The sequence below is a fragment of the Candidatus Eisenbacteria bacterium genome, assembly GCA_035712145.1.
In the GTDB taxonomy this organism is placed as follows: Bacteria; Eisenbacteria; RBG-16-71-46; order RBG-16-71-46; family RBG-16-71-46; genus DASTBI01.
Window position 1 is genome coordinate 17,024 of record DASTBI010000208.1, and the last position, 16,032, is coordinate 33,055.

A 16,032-nucleotide genomic window follows, 5' to 3' on the forward strand; every position below is an offset into this window, starting at 1 on the left:
CCATGAATCGCGGTCGATGGCTCATGATCCTGGTCCTGGCCGACGTGGTCACGGCCTTCAGCACCATCGGATCGGAGCTGTTCTTCAGCTGGACGCTCCCCGCAGAGCTCCAGGACTTCACGCTGACCAGGAACCTCGCCATCTTCAGCGGAAGCGGCTTGATCCTGACGCCGCTGTGGTCCCTGACGATCATCTCCACCGTCGTGGCCTGGATCGGGTTGCTCAACCTCTGGTGGTTCGCTCGCCGCCTCTATCTTGGAGCGTGGATCGCCTGGTTCGTGCTGCTCCTGCTCTCCGGTCCCTCGGTGATGACCCCGCTCGGCTCCATGTTCAGCACGGTCGAGGCCGTGGTGGGCGGCGCGGTTCTGGGACTCGTCTACTTCTCGGACCTGAGCCGCCACTTCGAGCGGCAGGCCGTCCCCGCCACGGCGACCGCCTGAAGTCACGCGGCCACGGCGGCGAATGCGGCTACAGGGTCGCGGGCGTCAGCGTCATGAGCGTCTGGCCATCGGCCCCGAGCAATTGGAGCTGACCGCTCGAGTCGACCGTGAAGCGGTGCACGCCTTCGATCGCCTTGAGGAAGATCTGCTCCTGGGTCGCCAGATCTCCCTCGCAGGCCTTGCGTGTGGTCGCGAGCGGACCGAACGAGACTCGGTCCTGCTCGATCTTCGCGGTGCCGGTGAAGTTGTTGCAGCCGGTCGTGCCCGAGACGTTGCCTTCGGCCGCGAACTTCACGGAGGTCTGGGACGGGTTCGCCACCGCCTTGCCACCGATGTCGGCGACGAGCCACTCGGTCCCGGCCAGCGACACGGTTGTCTTGCCGCTCTCCGCCTGGATCTGAGCCGCGGGTGAAGGCTGGCTCGATACGGCGGGCTCTCTGGAACCGCAGCCGCAGATCGCGGCCATCCATGCCACGCAGAACAGGCTCTTGCGCATTGCTTGCGGAGCAGGCATTCCCACCTCCAGGCGGCCAAAAGACCTTGACGCTGCTACATGCTTACGAAACCATCCCGCGCCACAGTAGTCCCGCCCGGCATTCTCCACCAGGAGGCTCTCCCGTGTTCACGCGCTTCGGCTTCAGAGTGACCCTGCTGGCGATCGGCTTCGCCCTCGGCGTGGCATTCCCTGCCGCCGCGGACTACACCGTGGTCTTCAAATACACGCTGATCGGCGGGGACACCTTGACGCGGGCCAACTACTACACCAATCGGCGCATGCGCGTGACGTCTCCGGACGGCAGGGAGTTCATGTTCGATCGCAAGAGCGACAGCGTCACCGTCATCAACCACAAGGCGCGCACCTACTGGACCGGCAAGCGAGCGGTGGCGGACACGATCGCCCACCGGATCATCAAGGGGAACCGGATCGGCGTCGCCGAGATGGCAGCCGACACCGCCAAGTGGAACGCGATGGTGACCGCATTCAACGACTCGATCCGCGTCGTCCGAACCTACGAGCAGAAGAAGATCGCGGGCATCACCTGTGACCAGTACGTGCTCACCGCGGGCAGCTACCTCACCAACGTGCGCTGGATCGCACGCAGCGTCGACGTGGCGAACTACGGCCCCGAGCTGGAGAAGGTGGTGATGGCCTCCATCAAGGATCCGCTCGGCCGCCAGCTCATGCGGTTGCTGATCGCCGCGCGCACCAAGGACGGCCTGCCTCTGGCGGGTCGGGCGACGTTCCGGACCCATGGCTCGTCCGGAAACTTCCAGTTCGAAGCGGTGCGCCTCAAGTCCGGACAAGTCCCTTCGGTCGCCTGGAAGATTCCCGACGGTTATACGGCGATCAAACCGTGACGTAAGAATCGCCACGATTCGTCAGGCAGGCCCCTCTTCGGAGGCTCGGCCGGAAATTCTTGCCATCTGGGCGCGGCCGGCGCTCTCGGCACCACGTCGAATCCCAGGGAAATTCGCGACACGAGAGGCGGGTGAGCCGTGGCCCCGCTCTTGCGACTGCTGGTACGGCTCGCCTCATCGCATCGCGAGCCATCCATTCAAACCACATGGCCGCAAGTCGCACACGCCAAGGAGGTTTCCCATGAAGGACCATGACAAGGCGCCTTTGGTCACGGGGTCTTTCCGTGATCGTGAGTCTGCGGAGCGCGCCTATGCCGATCTGAGAGCCAGGGGCTACTCGGACAAGGACATCCACATCATGATGTCCGACGAGACCCGGAAGAAGTTCGGCGGCAAGGACATCAAGATCGAGCACGGCAACAAGGCGATGGAGGGCGCAGGCGTCGGTGGTGCAGTCGGTGGGGCAGTGGGGGCCACGATCCTTGGAGTCCTCGCGGCTGCTTCGACGGTGGCCATCCCCGGTATCGGGCTGGTCGTCGCCGGTCCGCTGGCCGGCGCGCTGGTCGGCGGCGCCGCGGGCGCCGCGGGTGGCGGGCTGGTCGGCACGCTGGTCGGCATGGGCATTCCCGAGGAGCGGGCGAAGGTCTACGAGAAGGACCTCAAGGAAGGTTCGGTCGTCGTGGGCGTGCGGCCGAAGCACGAGGACGACGCGACCTACTTCGAGAATGAGTGGCGCAATACCGGCGTCCACGTCTATCGCTAGCTCGTCCGCCTGAATGGAGCCCTCGGGCCTTGGACGGCTCGAGGGCTCTGGCGTGCAACAAAATCCCACCTCCCGCCGTTACAGGAACTGTAGGCTCCCCGTCGGCTGCCTATCCGGGCAGGTTCCCTCTTCCACGGGAGGTGTCGTGAGCATCCGGGACTCGATCGCGGTGATGGCATTGGGGCTGACCCTGGCGGGGCCCGCCCTCGCTTCGGACGTCGGCTACATCTATGGACGGGTCGAGACGGAGAGCGGCTCCAAGTACACCGGCCAGCTTCGCTGGGGGACGGAAGAGGCCTTCTGGGACGACATCTTCAACGCCACCAAGGCGGAGAACGAAAACCTCGCCGATCTGGACCCCCGAATCGTCGACGACATCAAGGCGCGCCACTGGAAGGGCTGGGACGTGTTCGGGGTGGGTGAGCCCGAGCTCACTCATCTCTTCGCCATTCGCTTCGGCGATCTGAAGCGCCTCGAGGTCCGCCGCCACGAAAACGTCGTTGCCGAGTTCCGGAACGGGGAGGAGCTGCAGCTCAAAGGCGGCTCCAACGACGTCGGCGCCAAGATCACGGTGATCGACAAGAGGAGCGGCAAGCGCGAGATCCCCTGGGACAAGATCCGCACGGTGGAATTCATGGACACGCCCACGGCGCTGGAAGAAAAGCTGGGCGAGCCGATCTATGGCACCGTCAAGTCCGGTCGCTACGACTTCACCGGGCGCATCCAGTGGGACAACGACGAGACGCTGACCACCGACAAGCTCGACGGCGACAGTCCCGACGGCAAGGCGCACGTGGAGTTCGGCGAGATCGCCGGCATTCGCAAGCACCGCAGCGGCGTGATGGTGCGCCTGAGATCGGGAGACGAGGTGTACCTGAGGGGCACCAATGACGTGAACTCGGGCAATCGCGGCGTGGTGGTGATCGTGCCGCGCCTCGGCTCGGTGAAGATCGGGTGGGACGACTTCGACGAGGTCACGTTCAGCCGCGCGCCCAACTCGGGACGGAGCTACGCCGAGTACGCCAAGGGAAAGCCGCTGGTGGGAACGGTGGTCACCCGGGACGGACGGCTGGACGGCCAGATCGTCTTCGACCTCGACGAGTCCCGTGACTTCGAGCTGCTCCACGGGACGAACGGCGTCACCGAATACCTCATCCCCTTCCGGGAGATCGCCAGCATCCGTCCGGAGGGCAGCCGCCGCTCCGTCGTGCAGCTCAGGATGGGCCTGAACATCGAGCTCGAGGAAAGCCAGGACGTCACGCGCGACAACGACGGGCTGCTGGTGTTCGCGGGTGGCCAGAAGCCGTCGTACGTCGAGTGGCGGGACGTCACCGAGGTCCGCTTCCGCTAGCCCGGTTCGCTGCACCGGAGTCACCATTCGCGGCATTTTGCCGCCTTCTGGCGCTCGAAGTGGGGCATGATCGCCCGACCATGACCCGCACCACGCGGCGAGCTCTGCTGACCGCCGTCTGCTGGCCTCTGTTCGGAGCCTTCTCCGGGCTCCAGATCCAGATCAGCATGCTCAGCCACCACCATTCGTGGCTGGCGGTGATCTCCTACCAGGTGCTGGTGTGGAGCCTGTGGATTCCGATCACCCTCGCGATCGGGGCGCTGCTGCGGCGCGTGCCGTTGCGCCGGTTGTCGCCGGCGGGCCTGATGCTCCATGCCGCGGCGGCATTCGCGTTCGGCATCGCGCACGTCGCCGCCTGGATCGCCGCCGAGCTGGTCCTCGTGCCCTACGACTTCATGAACCCGACGTCGTTCCTGCCACGGTTCTATCGCGTCGCCTTCTTCCAGGTGCCGATCGAGATGGTGCTCTACAGCCTGGTGGTGCTCGCGTACTCCGTCGACGAGACCTCGGAGCGGGCGCGCGAGAACGAGCGCAAGGCCGCGCAGCTCGAGACCTCGCTCGCCCAGGCTCGGCTCCATGCGCTCGAGCTCCAGACCCAGCCGCACTTCCTCTTCAACACGCTGAACGGGATCGCTGCGCTCGTCCGGGCGGGTCAGCCCAAAGAGGCGCTCACGATGATCGGCGGTCTGTCGGACCTGCTCCGCTATGCGCTGGACCGCGCGGGAGGGGGAACGGTGCCGCTCGCGGAAGAGGTGAAGACGGTCGAGCGCTACCTCGAGATCCAGAGTCTTCGGTTCGGAAACCGCCTCTCGTTCGAGGTTCGGGTCGACCCCGACGCGGCCCGCGCCGCGGTCCCGGCGCTGCTGCTCCAGCCACTGGTCGAGAACGCGGTGCGCCACGGCCTCTCGCGCAGCGATGCCCCGGGCCGCATCGCGCTCACGGCCGAGCGCCGGGGCGAGCAGGTGGCCATCGAGATCTTCAATACCGGACGGCTCGATGGCGCGCGCAAGAACGGCATCGGGCTCTCCAACACGATGGCGCGGCTGTCCCAGCTCCATGGCGACCGAGCTCGATTCGAGCTGGCCGAGCACGACTCTGGCGTGATGGCGCGGGTCATGCTGCCGTGGAGCGAGGCGCGATGAGCGATCCGGTGCGGGTGCTGATCGTCGACGACGAGCCGCTCGCTCGTCAGGCCATCCGGATGATGCTCGCCGGCGACCCCGGCGTCGAGGTGGTGGGGGAGTGCAGCGGGGTCGAAGGCGTGGCCACCGTCGAGCGGACCCGGCCCGAGCTGATCTTTCTCGACGTCCAGATGCCCGAGGTCGACGGCTTCGACCTGATCGAGGCGCTGGGTGTCGAGCAAGCGCCCACCGTGGTCTTCGTCACCGCCTATTCGGAGCATGCGCTGCGCGCGTTCGAGGTCCACGCCGTCGACTACCTGCTGAAGCCGGTCCATGACGAGCGCTTCGCCCACGCGCTGGCGCGGGCCAAGGAACAGGTGCGGAGCCGCCGCCAGGGGGTGCCAGCGGAAACCGGAGTCGGTTCGCTCCTGCGCGAGCGCTCTCGGCAGACGTCCCGGATACTCGTCCGAGATCGGGACCGGACGCGAATCATCGACGTCGACACCATCGACTGGATCGAGGCCGCCGACTACTACGCCATGATCCACGCGGGCGGGGAGTCGCACCTGCTGCGCGAGACCATGAACCAGCTGGCGGAGCGGCTCGATCCGGCGCGCTTCTTCCGGGTGCATCGCTCGGCCATCGTTCACGTCGATCGGGTGCGCGAGATCCGCCCCCTGGTGCGCGGCGACCGCCTGCTGTTGCTGGCCGACGGGACGCGCGTGCGTCTCTCGCGGAGCCGCCGCGAGGCATTCGAGCGCCTGCTGGGAGCTTCACCGCGCCGTTCGGTTTGACCCCCGGACGCTCGGCGCCGGCATTGCCGCGCTGGGAACCCACCGAGCCGATTCACTGCGTGGCGGGGCGGTTCGGCTGCATGACTCGGTTTGGCCCATCCATGCGCTGCCAGAATGCGGCGTGCGGCGTCGAGCGCGACGCCTGGCATCTCTCCGAGGAGGGTCCCATGAAGATGTTCGTCTGCACCGTTCTCGCCGGCCTGGTCGTGGCTCCTGCCGCGGCCTGCGCCAAGCCGTATACCCGCAACGTGGCCATCGTGGTCTACGAGAACGCCGAGCCGCTCGACTGGACCGGCCCGTACGAGGTGTACAACGACGCGGCCGAGTTCGGGCGCGTGAACGGCGAGCGGGCCTTCAACGTCTACATCGTCTCCAAGACCAAGGATCCGGTGAACGCGCAGGGCCTTCACGTGGTGCCGAGCTACTCCATCCAGGACGCCCCCAAGCCCGACATCGTGCTATTCCCCGGTGGGCCGTCGAGCAAGATCACCGACGACGAGGCGTTCTTCGCATGGGCCAGGAAGGCATCGCTCGAGGCGGACATCGCCCAGTCGGTGTGCACCGGCGCCTTCGTGCTGGGCAAGGCCGGCCTCCTCGACGGGCTCGAAGTCACGACCTTCCATGGCGCGATCGACGGCCTGCAGAAGCGTTACCCCAAGGCGTCCGTGAAGCGCGGGCGGCGGTTCGTGGACAACGGCAAGGTCGTGACCACGGCCGGCATTTCCGCCGGCATCGATGGCTCGCTGCACATCGTGGCCCGCCTGCTCGGCCGGCGAGTGGCGGACGACGTGGCAACCTACATGGAGTACTCGTGGTCGCCGGAGGCATCCCTGGCGCAGGGGTATTCCTACCTCAATCCCAGCACGGATGAGCGCGGCCGCCGGATGCAGATGGGCGACATCCACTACAGCGGCAAGAATTACGTCGAGGCGGAGAAGACCTACCGGGCCATGGTGGCTGAGAACGGCAAGGACCCCGAGGCATGGCGGAGCCTGGCGCTCACTCTGCGTGCTCAGGAGAAGCACGCACCGGCCGCCGATGCGTTCGCCCGCCAGGCGGAGATCGCCAAGGACGAGATGTCGGGCTACACGTGGTACACGGCGGCGGTCGAGTACGCCAAGGCCGGCCGCAAGGAAGACGCCGTCCGCTCGCTGGAGAAGGCCGCCGCGGTCCCCGGACATTTCAACCCGGACGCCATCCAGTCGGAGCCCGCTCTGGCAGCGGTCGCGTCGGATCCGCGAGTGCGCCAGCTGATGGCCAAGAAGTAGCGTGGCATTTTGTCGACCCGCGCACATCGGACGGTGACACTGCCCGGTGTGCGCGGTGCACATCGTCACCATTGCGCGATGGACGGTGACACCGGAACGTGTCACCGACAAAAAAATGGTGCAATCCGCGACAATGATGCTTGACGAGTGTTGCGCGTGTGCTACGGTGTCGAAGGCCTGACATGCGTCGACACCGAGGAGACTAGGCATTGCACATGTGCCTCGCCCAGACGCTGGACCTCGCTCCAGGTAGATCGATCGCCGCCGCATTCGTCCTCGCTCCATCCTCTTCGCGGGCGGTGCTTCCCTTCCGGTCCTCACGTCAGGTGTTCCTGACGGAATGTCGAGCCGAAAACGCTCATGCGGACTATCCGCAGGGAGGAACAAATGGCAGCTAGGAAGAGGGCGGCACGGAAGGTGAGGAGAGTAAAGCGCAAAGCGACCCGTAAGGTGCGGCGCAAGGTTCGCCGTACCGGCCGGAAGGTTCGCCGAGTCGCTCGTAAGACTCGCCGCGTCCGGCGTAAGGTCGGGCGCAAGGTCCGCCGCAAGGTCCGCCGTGCTCGCCGCAAGGTGGGCCGCGCTGTCCGCAAGGTGAAGCGCAAGGTTCGCCGCGTCCGGCGCCGTGTCCGCAGACGGGTGGTCAAGAAGATGATGGAGTCGGGCGGAGAGATGCCGCAGATGTAGGACCTTAGGGTCCTCGGGTATCTCCAGCGGGCGGGCGCCTAGCCCGCCCGCTGCCCATGAGCGCTCGATGAGCTGCGATGACATCCTCTGAAACGCCCTACGCACGACTGACCCGCCGGGCCAGCGAGCTGGTCCTCGATGCCCTGGGCCTGATCGTGCTCGCCATCCTGTTGCGCGCGATCGTCATGCTCGTGATGGACACCTTCAACGCCTACCTCCATTACGAACCCGGCGTGTTGAAGGAGATTGGCCTCCGGGTCCTCACCGTCTTCGTGTTCGTCGAGATCTTCAACCTCTTCCGCGACTACCGGCGAAACGAGCGGCTCTCCGTGCTGAACATCCTGACTCTCACCATCACGATCGTGGTCCGGGAGATCTGGATCATGCTGTTCGAGGGGACCGCCCCGTGGCAGGAGCAGATGGGGGTGGCCGCCGTGCTGCTGGTGGTGGGTGCTCTGTGGGTGGCCGTGCGCCGGAACGAGATGGGAGAACGCGCGGGACGCCGGGGCACGGCCGAGTGAACGAATGATGAAACGGAGCGCGAGTCTCATCGCCGCGCTCTTGATCGCCGGTTGCGGCTCCAGGTCCGCCGCGCCGCCCGAGCCTTGGCAGGCCGTCACGGTGCCGACCGACGCCATCTTCGACGGCATCTTCTTCGCCGATTCCCTGAACGGCTGGGTGGCTGGCGGCAACTATCAGATCGAGGGCGGCATCGTTGGCCGCACGCGGGACGGCGGGCGGTCATGGCACTTCACCACCGGCGTCGTTGCCGGTGCAGGCACTGGCTTCGCGCTCGGCGCGATCCAGTTCCGCGACACGCTGAACGGCCTGGCGGTCGGGTCCGGAGGCAGGATCCTGGTGACCGCAGACGGTGGGGCGAGCTGGAATGAAGCCCGTGGGTCGCGCGGCGCGATGCTGTCCGACGTCCGCTTTCTCGACTCCCGGAACGCCTGGGCGGTGGGGCCATCGACGTTGCTTCGCACCCAGGACGGCGGCGAAACGTGGGCCCCGGTCATGGCCGACGACGACTATTTCTCCGGCAATGCCGTGCAGTTCCTCGACGACTGGCATGGGTGGGTGGTGTCGCACGGCGGCGCGCTGCGGTCCACGAGCGACGGCGGCCGCACCTGGACCCAGGTCCCGCTGCCACTGGCGAAGGACGAGCGCCCGACGTTGTGGGACATCACGTTCACGGATGCGGCACAGGGGTGGATCGTGGGCGAGCAAGGCGTGATCTTCCACACCGAGGACGGCGGATCGACCTGGACACGGCAGACCCACGGTGTCCCGATCGAGCGGGTGATTCCAAAGGGAGAGCCGCGCCGGCCTCGCGAGGTCGTCCCCGAGCTCGAAACGCCGCCGGACCGGCTGACGCTGACTTCGGTGCGGTTCCTGGATCGCCAGCGGGGCTACGCCGTGGGCTACTACAACGACGTCGCCGAGTCGGTGGTCATCGGCACCCGCGACGGCGGTGCAACCTGGCAGGTGCAGCGCGTCCAGCCGGGGGAATACCTGCGTTCGATCTTCGTGCTCGATCCCGCGCACGCCTGGGCGGCGGGGGATCGCGCGCGCATGGCACCCCAGGTCGTCCTCCGGTATACCGGCGCCGACCTGTAGCGGTCAGCGCGTCCCGGACGTGTCGGTCTCGGCCTCGATCGTGGCGAGCAGGGTGTCGAATGCCGGTCCGGTCACCTCGATCGGCCCGCGGTCGGTCGCCAGCACGAGGAAGCGCCGCCCGGCTTCGGTATAGGCGAACCGAGCCGGATCCATGTGGCTGATGCGATTCCACGTGTGCACCTCGGTCCACAGGCGCCCATTCACCGGGCGCTCGTCGCGGCGGGCGATCTCCCTGCGACCCGACTGGGAGAAGGTGCCGAACACGAAGGCCACCTTTTCGTCGGAGGACTGCTCTCGAGTCGTGTCTTCGGGCGCCGGCTGAACCACATCGGTGAGCGAGACCTGCGACTCGCCGTTGCGGAAGAGATGCTGCCGGCCGTGCTCGATGACCTCCCAGCCTCCAGGCGGCACCACGCGCACCCGATGCGCGCCGATCTGAAAGTCCCGCGCCACCGGCTCCTCCCGGGGCGCGCACGCGCTCAGCGTGAGGGCCAGGCCGAGCGCCGCGATGGCCTCAGCGCGGCGATGCACCAGCCGGTTCCGGGAAAGCGACCGAGTCGAGCACGCGGTGGAAGGTCGCCAGGTTCTCCGGCGTGCCCTGGTAGATCGCGTTGAACGCGTAGCCGTCGACCACCCAGAAGATCTGGTGATAGAGCAGCGGCCGCTCGTCGGTGATCAGCGTGTCGTCGGCCGCGAAGGCCGGATGGCCCGCGATCACCGTGTCCCGCTGATAGCCGAGCCGCCAGCGCTCCGGCTCGCGCATGCGCTCCGGATGGAGCCGGATGCGCGGCAGGATCTCTTCGAGCGTCATCTCGTAGCTCGACGCCACGCGCAGCGCGCTCTCGAGGTCCGCCAGCACGAACCCTGGCTGGCCGGCGAAGTGGTCCGCCGAAACACGATCGAGGGCGTCGTTGATGGACGCCGCCACCATGGCCTCCCGGTGGGAGAGCGGGTCATCGGTGCGCGCGCGAAGCTTCGACACTTCGCGCAGGAATTCGCGCTCGCCGAGCGAGTCGCGGCGCCCGATCAGCCGCGCGATCGCCTGCTTGGGATTGCGCTCGGCGAACGAGCTGTAGCCCGCGAGGCTGATGCACTGGCCGCCGCCATGGCTCAGGATGAACCGAACGCCGAGCGTGCCTCCGCCGTTGTCGCCCTGGCGATACCAACGCTTGGGCGGCGGAGCGAACGAGATGGGCTGCGGGCACCAGGAGAAAGTCTCGACCGGCAGGAGCGGCTCCTTCTGGGAGACGCCGCCGCACCCGAGGACGGCGAAGGTGAGAGCGAGCCAGGTGAAGCTGGAATGGACGAGCTTGGGCATGACCTGTTGTCGGTCGATTCGACCTGGAACCCAAGGCTCTTGACGAAGGCGTTGCCGTCAGGGCCAGTCTTGCTTAGCGTGACGCCACATGATCCTGGTGGTGGGAGCGACCGGCCTTCTCGGTGGAGAGATCTGCCGCCAGCTGCGGTCGCGAGGCCATGCGGTCCGCGGGCTGGTGCGCGAGGGCTCACCGGGGGAGCGGGAACTGCGGACGCTCGGCATCGAGATCGCACATGGCGATCTCAGGGACGCGGCTTCGCTGCGCTCGGCCTGTGCCGGAGTCGCCTCCGCGGTGACGACGGCCAATGCCATCGTTCCAAGACGCTCCGGAGACTCGCTCGTCCGAGTCGACCGGGACGGCACGCTGGCTCTGGTCGAGGCGGCTCGGGAAGCCGGCGTTCAGCACTTCGTCTACACCTCGGTCGGCCCGAGCCTCTCCTCGCGCGCTCCGTTCGTCGCATTCAAGCGGCAAGTGGAAAACGCGGTGCGTGGCTCCGGCATGGCGTGGACCATCCTGCAACCCAGCGCCTTCATGCAGATCCATCTCGGGCCCGCCGTGGGCTGGGATCTCGCCGCCGCGAAGGCCCAGATCTTCGGCTCGGGAACCGTTCAGCAGACCTACATCGATCTTCGAGACGTGGCGCGCTTCGCCGTGGCTGCGCTCGAGCACGAGGCGCTCAGAGGAACCGACATGGTCCTCGGCGGCCCCGAGGCGATGACGCCCCTGGACGCGTTGCGAGTGTGCGAGCAGGTGACGGGACGGAAGTTCGCGGTGCGTCGGATGCCGGCGGCGGTGATGACGCTGCTCGCGTCCGGGTTGCGGCCGTTCAATCCGAGCTTCTCTTCTCTCCTGATCATCGCTCACGAAGGCGCCACCCGAGGGGACAGGATCGACATGGGCCCGCTTCTCGCGCGCATGCCCGAGCCCGTGCAGCTCCACTCGTTTCGAGACTACGTCGAAGGCGCATGGGCGGAGCTCCAGGGGAGCAGCCGCCCGGCGTGATGCTGCCCTCTGCGGCCCAGCCGCACGGATCGCTTCGATCGTGCCGCGGAGCAGCACTCGCGCTTCTCACGCTGCTCTTCGCCACCGGCGCCGAAGCGGGCGCATGGACCGTTGGCGCCTCGGCGTTCGTCTTCGCTCCACCGGATGACGACGTGTTCCTCTCTCCGATCCTCGAGGCGGATCGCGGCGCCCTGCATCTCGAAGCCAGATACAACTACGAAGATCTCGACACGGGCTCGATCTTCGTCGGAAGGACGTTCCAGCTCGGCGGCGACGAGTCGGCGACGGTCGTGCCCGTCATCGGGCTGGTCCTGGGCGGAACGGACGCCATCGCTCCGGGCCTGAAGCTGGACCTCGCCTGGCGCGGGCTCGCCTTCTCCACCGAGTCCGAGGTCATCGTGGACCTCGAGGATTCGGAAGCGAGCTTCGTCTACACATGGGTCGAAGGGACCTTCGGCGTGACCGAGGGATGGAGGCTGGGTTTCGTCGCCCAGCGCGCCAAGACGTACGAGACCGGGCTCGACATCCAGCGCGGACCTATGATCGAGCTGTCGCGCGCCAAGGGATGGCTCGGCTTCTACTGGTTCAACCTCGACCGTCCCGAAGACGAGACCTTCGCGTTCGCGGCCGGCTACGAGTTCTAATTGCCGGCCACGATGAGCGTGAACCCGATGCGGGTCATGAGACCGGACCAGTCGAGATCTCTCCCCGAATCCTGGCCGTTCACCTGCATGTCGCCCTGAGCCCAGCGGTAGCCGAGCGCCGCGTCGAGCATCCAGGCGGGAGAGAGCGCCAGCTCGTATTCGCCGCGCGCGTGGTAGCCGGTCGTGCTGCCGCCGAGATCGACGGAGCCGGTCGCGGTGCTCGTGTACCAGCTGAGGGTGGCGTTCGCATCACCGCCGAACTGATAGAGACCCACACCTCCACCCACCCCGAAGCGTTGCTTGGTCATCGATGGGAAGAAATAGGTGGCGCCGAGGATGATCACGTTGGCATCCGGCTCGAGATGGAACGCGCCGAGGTTGTTTCCGAAGCCGGTCTTGTCGGCCAGGCGCTCGAACTCGATGTAGCCGCGCCAATTCGGTGTGACGTCGGCGTGGGCCGCGAAGCCATAGCTCCAGGCGCCGGTCAGATTGTCGATCTCGGCTCGGTCAGCCGTCTCGGACAAGGCTTCCTCGATCGACTTGATGGCGTCGTTGATCTGACCCATCTGATAGCCCTGGAACCCCGTGAAGCCGGAGAGGCCGAAACGGGCCCCGGCGAGGGCGCTCGAGGTCATGACGAAGAGTGCGAGGATGGCGGCGAGGAGCGATGAGAGGCGGCGCATTCGGATCTCCCGATGAGGGGCGACAAGACGTGTGGAATCGAAAGGCGGCAGGGATTCTAGTCCACGTCCGCTCACTCGGAAATGGCCGGATTTGGCGTCCAAGGCTCGAGCAGGCAGACTGTTCGGCGATGCTCGAGGCCTTGAAGTCCCTGCTCTCGGGCCGCGCGGAGAGCGCCGGTCCCCCGCAAGATCCATCTCGACGGCTCCAGGTCGCCGCCTGCGCGCTGCTCCTCGAGCTGGCGCACGCAGACCAGGAGTTCACCGCCGAGGAACGGAGTCACATCGAGGAAGTGGCGATCCGCCACTTCGACATCGAGGTCGAGACCGCCCGCACGCTGATGGCAGAGGCCGACGCGGCGCGCCGCGAAGCCGTCGACCTCCACCAATTCACGAGCGTCGTCGTCCAGCACTACGACGAAGGACAGCGCATGGTGCTGGCCGAGCTGATGTGGCGCGTGATTCACGCCGACGGCCGGCTCGCCGAGCAGGAGAGCCAGCTTGCTCGCAAGCTGGCCAACCTGCTCGACCTCAAGCCCGGATACCTCGCCGAAGCGCGGCGCCGCGTGGAGCGCGCCGGCTCCTGAGCGCCGGGTCGGCGTCTTACGGCACCACCGTGAACGGCGCCTCCGCGCGCGTGGAGTCCCACTCCATGGCCAGCACGCCGCCGCTCCCGGCCGGCGTGACCGAGATGGTGAATCGCTCGACTGGCGATGACGTCGCGCTCACCTTCATCGGAATCCTGTGGACGTCGCGCTCGGGCTTGTGCGCGGTGCCGGTCTGGCCGGTCTCGCTGTTGATGATCAGCGTCCACTCGTTGGGCCCCGGGATCGTGAACAGCGAATACATCCCGGCCGGAAGAGTCACGCTGCCGAACTGCAGACTCTTGTCGGTGCGGAACTGCGTGGCCGCATTCGCGCCGGTGCGCCACACCTTCCCGTAGGGCACCAGCTCACCGAAGATGTTGCGCCCACGCTTGGACGGGCGGCTGTAGTCGACCCACAAGGAGGCGCCGCCCACCGTGGCCACGGTGCTGTCGCGGGTGGAGAGCTGGCCCACCGGTCCGCTGGCCTTCTCGCGCGCCGCCCAGGCGCTGGCCATCGCCGGCACGTCGGCCTTCTGGATGCGAGTCACGCCGTACCCCTGCGTGCCACTGATGAACCGCACGCCCTGGATCCGGCCCTGGGCATCGACGCGCGCGTGGTAACGGTCGTTCATCGTCTCCACGATCATCGAGTCCTTGCCGAGCCGCCGCACCGAGAGCGAGGTCATGCTCGTGGAGCCGAGTTGATAGAGCGGCACCCGCAGGCTGTCTCCCTTCTGGGCGGCCAGCTTCATGGTGGCGCCGTCGTAGAGTCCCCAGGGCACCGCATTGCTGGCGATCATCGTGCCCTTCGGCACCCCAACGCGTACCGTGCGTGTGGTCGTGTCCTGGCGGATGACGGTGATCACCGAATCGCCCACGAGATTGGCGTCCATCTGCTGGAATGGCGCAGCACCCGCGGCCGATCCCGGCACGGTCACCGTCAGCGAAGCCTTGGTGGTCTCACCCGAAGGCCCGAGATCGTAGATGAATCGGCGATGAAGAACGCGAGGCACGCGGCCGACCTGCTCGACCTCGATGCGCTTGGCCGTGCGCGTGTAGCGCTCGACGCTGGTCGTATCGGTGCCGAGGCGGACCACGAAGCTTCCGGATTGCTGGGCGAAGGCTGGTGCGGCCAGGAGGAGCAGGGCGAGCGGAGTCAAGGACGTACGGATCGACATCGTCGAGGGCCTCACAATGGGATGACGAGTGCGGATGGGAAAAGCGCCGGACAGGATACACCGATCCTCCGGGGGGATCACGGCGATTACCGTTCCCTGGCTCGCCCCCCCAGACTGAGAGCGGAAGGGAGGATCCCATGCACGTGGTCTTTGGGGCCGGTCAGGTCGGCACCGCGTTGGCGCGCACGCTGTTGGCGCGCGGCCATCGCGTGCGGCTGGCTCATCGATCGGGCAGCGCGCCGGATGGAACGGAATCGCTGAAGGGGGACGTCACCGACGGGGGTTTCACCGCGAAGGCCGCCGAAGGGGCGGCTGCGATCTACCACTGCGTCAACCCGCTCTACTTCACATCGGTTTGGGCCCGTGAGCTTCCGCGCATCGCCGACGGCTTGATTGGCGCGGCGGCGCGCTCGGGCGCGCGGCTCGTGGCGATCGACAACCTGTACCTGTATGGCCGACCCAAGGGTCGCGAGCTGGACGAGGAGTCACCGATCGCGCCATCGAGCCGAAAGGGCGAGATCCGTGCGAAGATCGGCGAGCGCTACCTCGATGCGCATCGCAAGGGGAATGCGCACGTCGTGATCGGCCGGGCTTCCGACTTCTACGGGCCTGGCGCCACCATGTCGCATTTCGGCGATCCATTCTGGCCGAAGGCGCTGTCGAAGGGCCTGGCGCAGCTCCTGATCCGCACGGATACGCCGCACACCTATCACTACCTCCCGGATGTTGCGCTTGCGTTGGCCCAGCTCGGCGAGGCTCCGGACGATGTGCTGGGCCGCGCGTGGATGTTGCCGTGCGCGCCCGCCGACACGACGGCCGGCATGGTGCGCAGCATCGGCGCGGTCCTGGGACGTGAGCTGAAGATTCAGCGCATGCCGGGCTGGATGCTCTCGGCGCTCGGCGTATTCGTGCCGCTGCTGCGCGAGCTCGCGGAAATGAGCTATCAGTGGGAAGAGCCGTTCGTCGTGAGCGACCGGCGCTTCCGCGAGCGATTTGGCGCGCAAGCGGTGGCCACGCCGCTGGAAAGTGGGGTGCGCGCGACCGTGGAGTGGGCCATGCAGCATTACTCCGCTCAGGCCCGGTGAGCGCAAACTCTCGAAACCTTTTGCCGAGACCGGAATCTACTTCGTGAAAGCGAGCGCGAGAGGTCGAGAGCCGGTCAAGAAGCTGATCATCGTGCGTCAACCGCACCTCACGTCGCGACAATTCCCCGGTCAATTTTCGGC

The 16,032-nt window shown here is 67.0% G+C and carries 18 protein-coding genes; 13 read left to right on the forward strand and 5 right to left on the reverse strand.

Annotated elements, in window-relative coordinates; translation table 11 throughout:
* Nucleotides 1-2 precede the first annotated feature (2 nt).
* Nucleotides 3-440 carry a hypothetical protein gene (locus VFQ05_14835; protein HET9328039.1) on the forward strand — a complete coding sequence of 146 codons (438 nt, stop codon included), beginning with the start codon at nt 3-5 and terminating at the stop codon, nt 438-440.
* A gap of 28 nt (nt 441-468) precedes the next feature.
* Here VFQ05_14835 and VFQ05_14840 read toward each other — a convergent pair whose 3' ends face one another.
* A complete protein-coding gene (locus VFQ05_14840; GenBank protein HET9328040.1) occupies nt 469-954 on the reverse strand; it encodes an META domain-containing protein in 486 nt (161 codons plus the stop codon).
* Nucleotides 955-1,058: 104 nt separating this feature from the next.
* Here VFQ05_14840 and VFQ05_14845 point away from each other — a divergent pair, with 104 nt between their 5' ends.
* The 8 genes from VFQ05_14845 to VFQ05_14880 all read left to right on the forward strand — a co-directional run bounded on the left by VFQ05_14845 (nt 1,059) and on the right by VFQ05_14880 (nt 9,397).
* Nucleotides 1,059-1,799, forward strand: coding sequence for a hypothetical protein (locus VFQ05_14845; GenBank protein ID HET9328041.1), 741 nt, complete (start codon nt 1,059-1,061; stop codon nt 1,797-1,799).
* A 241-nt stretch (nt 1,800-2,040) separates the two neighbouring features.
* A complete protein-coding gene (locus VFQ05_14850; GenBank protein ID HET9328042.1) occupies nt 2,041-2,562 on the forward strand; it encodes a hypothetical protein in 522 nt (173 codons plus the stop codon).
* A gap of 145 nt (nt 2,563-2,707) precedes the next feature.
* Nucleotides 2,708-3,913: a hypothetical protein gene (locus VFQ05_14855; protein HET9328043.1), complete on the forward strand. Its 1,206-nt coding sequence runs from the start codon at nt 2,708-2,710 to the stop codon at nt 3,911-3,913.
* Between the two features lie 80 nt (nt 3,914-3,993).
* On the forward strand, nt 3,994-5,055 hold the full coding sequence (locus tag VFQ05_14860; GenBank protein HET9328044.1) for a histidine kinase: 1,062 nt from the start codon (nt 3,994-3,996) through the stop codon (nt 5,053-5,055).
* Nucleotides 5,052-5,828 (forward strand): LytTR family DNA-binding domain-containing protein, encoded by a 777-nt coding sequence (locus VFQ05_14865; protein ID HET9328045.1) that lies wholly within the window; start codon nt 5,052-5,054, stop codon nt 5,826-5,828. Before VFQ05_14860 ends, VFQ05_14865 begins: the two co-directional genes overlap by 4 nt.
* Before the next feature lie 167 nt (nt 5,829-5,995).
* Nucleotides 5,996-7,096, forward strand: coding sequence for a DJ-1/PfpI family protein (locus VFQ05_14870; protein HET9328046.1), 1,101 nt, complete (start codon nt 5,996-5,998; stop codon nt 7,094-7,096).
* A 761-nt stretch (nt 7,097-7,857) separates the two neighbouring features.
* Nucleotides 7,858-8,301: a phosphate-starvation-inducible PsiE family protein gene (locus tag VFQ05_14875; protein HET9328047.1), complete on the forward strand. Its 444-nt coding sequence runs from the start codon at nt 7,858-7,860 to the stop codon at nt 8,299-8,301.
* A gap of 4 nt (nt 8,302-8,305) precedes the next feature.
* Nucleotides 8,306-9,397 carry a YCF48-related protein gene (locus VFQ05_14880; protein HET9328048.1) on the forward strand — a complete coding sequence of 364 codons (1,092 nt, stop codon included), beginning with the start codon at nt 8,306-8,308 and terminating at the stop codon, nt 9,395-9,397.
* Nucleotides 9,398-9,400: 3 nt separating this feature from the next.
* On the opposite strand, the gene VFQ05_14885 is transcribed toward VFQ05_14880, so the two are convergent.
* The gene (locus tag VFQ05_14885; protein HET9328049.1) at nt 9,401-9,928 is read right to left on the reverse strand and encodes a hypothetical protein; all 528 of its coding nucleotides are present in this window, start codon (nt 9,926-9,928) and stop codon (nt 9,401-9,403) included.
* Nucleotides 9,912-10,715 carry a hypothetical protein gene (locus VFQ05_14890; protein ID HET9328050.1) on the reverse strand — a complete coding sequence of 268 codons (804 nt, stop codon included), beginning with the start codon at nt 10,713-10,715 and terminating at the stop codon, nt 9,912-9,914. The genes VFQ05_14885 and VFQ05_14890 overlap by 17 nt, the downstream gene beginning before the upstream one ends.
* A gap of 88 nt (nt 10,716-10,803) precedes the next feature.
* Here VFQ05_14890 and VFQ05_14895 point away from each other — a divergent pair, with 88 nt between their 5' ends.
* Together VFQ05_14895 and VFQ05_14900 are read left to right on the forward strand one after the other, a co-directional pair.
* Entirely contained in the window at nt 10,804-11,718 is a 915-nt protein-coding gene (locus VFQ05_14895) for an SDR family oxidoreductase (protein HET9328051.1), read from the forward strand.
* Nucleotides 11,715-12,362 (forward strand): hypothetical protein, encoded by a 648-nt coding sequence (locus VFQ05_14900; protein ID HET9328052.1) that lies wholly within the window; start codon nt 11,715-11,717, stop codon nt 12,360-12,362. Before VFQ05_14895 ends, VFQ05_14900 begins: the two co-directional genes overlap by 4 nt.
* Here the strand turns inward: VFQ05_14900 and VFQ05_14905 are convergent.
* A complete protein-coding gene (locus tag VFQ05_14905) occupies nt 12,359-13,045 on the reverse strand; it encodes a hypothetical protein (protein ID HET9328053.1) in 687 nt (228 codons plus the stop codon). The genes VFQ05_14900 and VFQ05_14905 overlap by 4 nt on opposite strands.
* 140 nt (nt 13,046-13,185) lie before the next feature.
* Between VFQ05_14905 and VFQ05_14910 the strand changes: the two genes are divergently transcribed.
* On the forward strand, nt 13,186-13,629 hold the full coding sequence (locus tag VFQ05_14910) for a TerB family tellurite resistance protein (protein ID HET9328054.1): 444 nt from the start codon (nt 13,186-13,188) through the stop codon (nt 13,627-13,629).
* A 16-nt stretch (nt 13,630-13,645) separates the two neighbouring features.
* Here VFQ05_14910 and VFQ05_14915 read toward each other — a convergent pair whose 3' ends face one another.
* The gene (locus tag VFQ05_14915) at nt 13,646-14,806 is read right to left on the reverse strand and encodes a DUF2911 domain-containing protein (GenBank protein HET9328055.1); all 1,161 of its coding nucleotides are present in this window, start codon (nt 14,804-14,806) and stop codon (nt 13,646-13,648) included.
* Between the two features lie 137 nt (nt 14,807-14,943).
* On the opposite strand from VFQ05_14915, the gene VFQ05_14920 reads away from it, so the two are divergent.
* A complete protein-coding gene (locus VFQ05_14920) occupies nt 14,944-15,891 on the forward strand; it encodes an NAD-dependent epimerase/dehydratase family protein (protein HET9328056.1) in 948 nt (315 codons plus the stop codon).
* Nucleotides 15,892-16,032 lie beyond the last annotated feature (141 nt).

Coding starts and splice junctions, on each gene's coding strand:
- VFQ05_14865 (HET9328045.1), top strand. CDS start 5,052: ATGAGCGATCCGGTGCGGGTGCTGATCGTCGACGACGAGCCGCTCGCT.
- VFQ05_14880 (HET9328048.1), top strand. CDS start 8,306: ATGATGAAACGGAGCGCGAGTCTCATCGCCGCGCTCTTGATCGCCGGT.
- VFQ05_14850 (HET9328042.1), top strand. CDS start 2,041: ATGAAGGACCATGACAAGGCGCCTTTGGTCACGGGGTCTTTCCGTGAT.
- VFQ05_14875 (HET9328047.1), top strand. CDS start 7,858: ATGACATCCTCTGAAACGCCCTACGCACGACTGACCCGCCGGGCCAGC.
- VFQ05_14895 (HET9328051.1), top strand. CDS start 10,804: ATGATCCTGGTGGTGGGAGCGACCGGCCTTCTCGGTGGAGAGATCTGC.
- VFQ05_14835 (HET9328039.1), top strand. CDS start 3: ATGAATCGCGGTCGATGGCTCATGATCCTGGTCCTGGCCGACGTGGTC.
- VFQ05_14860 (HET9328044.1), top strand. CDS start 3,994: ATGACCCGCACCACGCGGCGAGCTCTGCTGACCGCCGTCTGCTGGCCT.
- VFQ05_14870 (HET9328046.1), top strand. CDS start 5,996: ATGAAGATGTTCGTCTGCACCGTTCTCGCCGGCCTGGTCGTGGCTCCT.
- VFQ05_14905 (HET9328053.1), bottom strand. CDS start 13,045: ATGCGCCGCCTCTCATCGCTCCTCGCCGCCATCCTCGCACTCTTCGTC.
- VFQ05_14920 (HET9328056.1), top strand. CDS start 14,944: ATGCACGTGGTCTTTGGGGCCGGTCAGGTCGGCACCGCGTTGGCGCGC.
- VFQ05_14890 (HET9328050.1), bottom strand. CDS start 10,715: ATGCCCAAGCTCGTCCATTCCAGCTTCACCTGGCTCGCTCTCACCTTC.
- VFQ05_14840 (HET9328040.1), bottom strand. CDS start 954: ATGCCTGCTCCGCAAGCAATGCGCAAGAGCCTGTTCTGCGTGGCATGG.
- VFQ05_14915 (HET9328055.1), bottom strand. CDS start 14,806: ATGTCGATCCGTACGTCCTTGACTCCGCTCGCCCTGCTCCTCCTGGCC.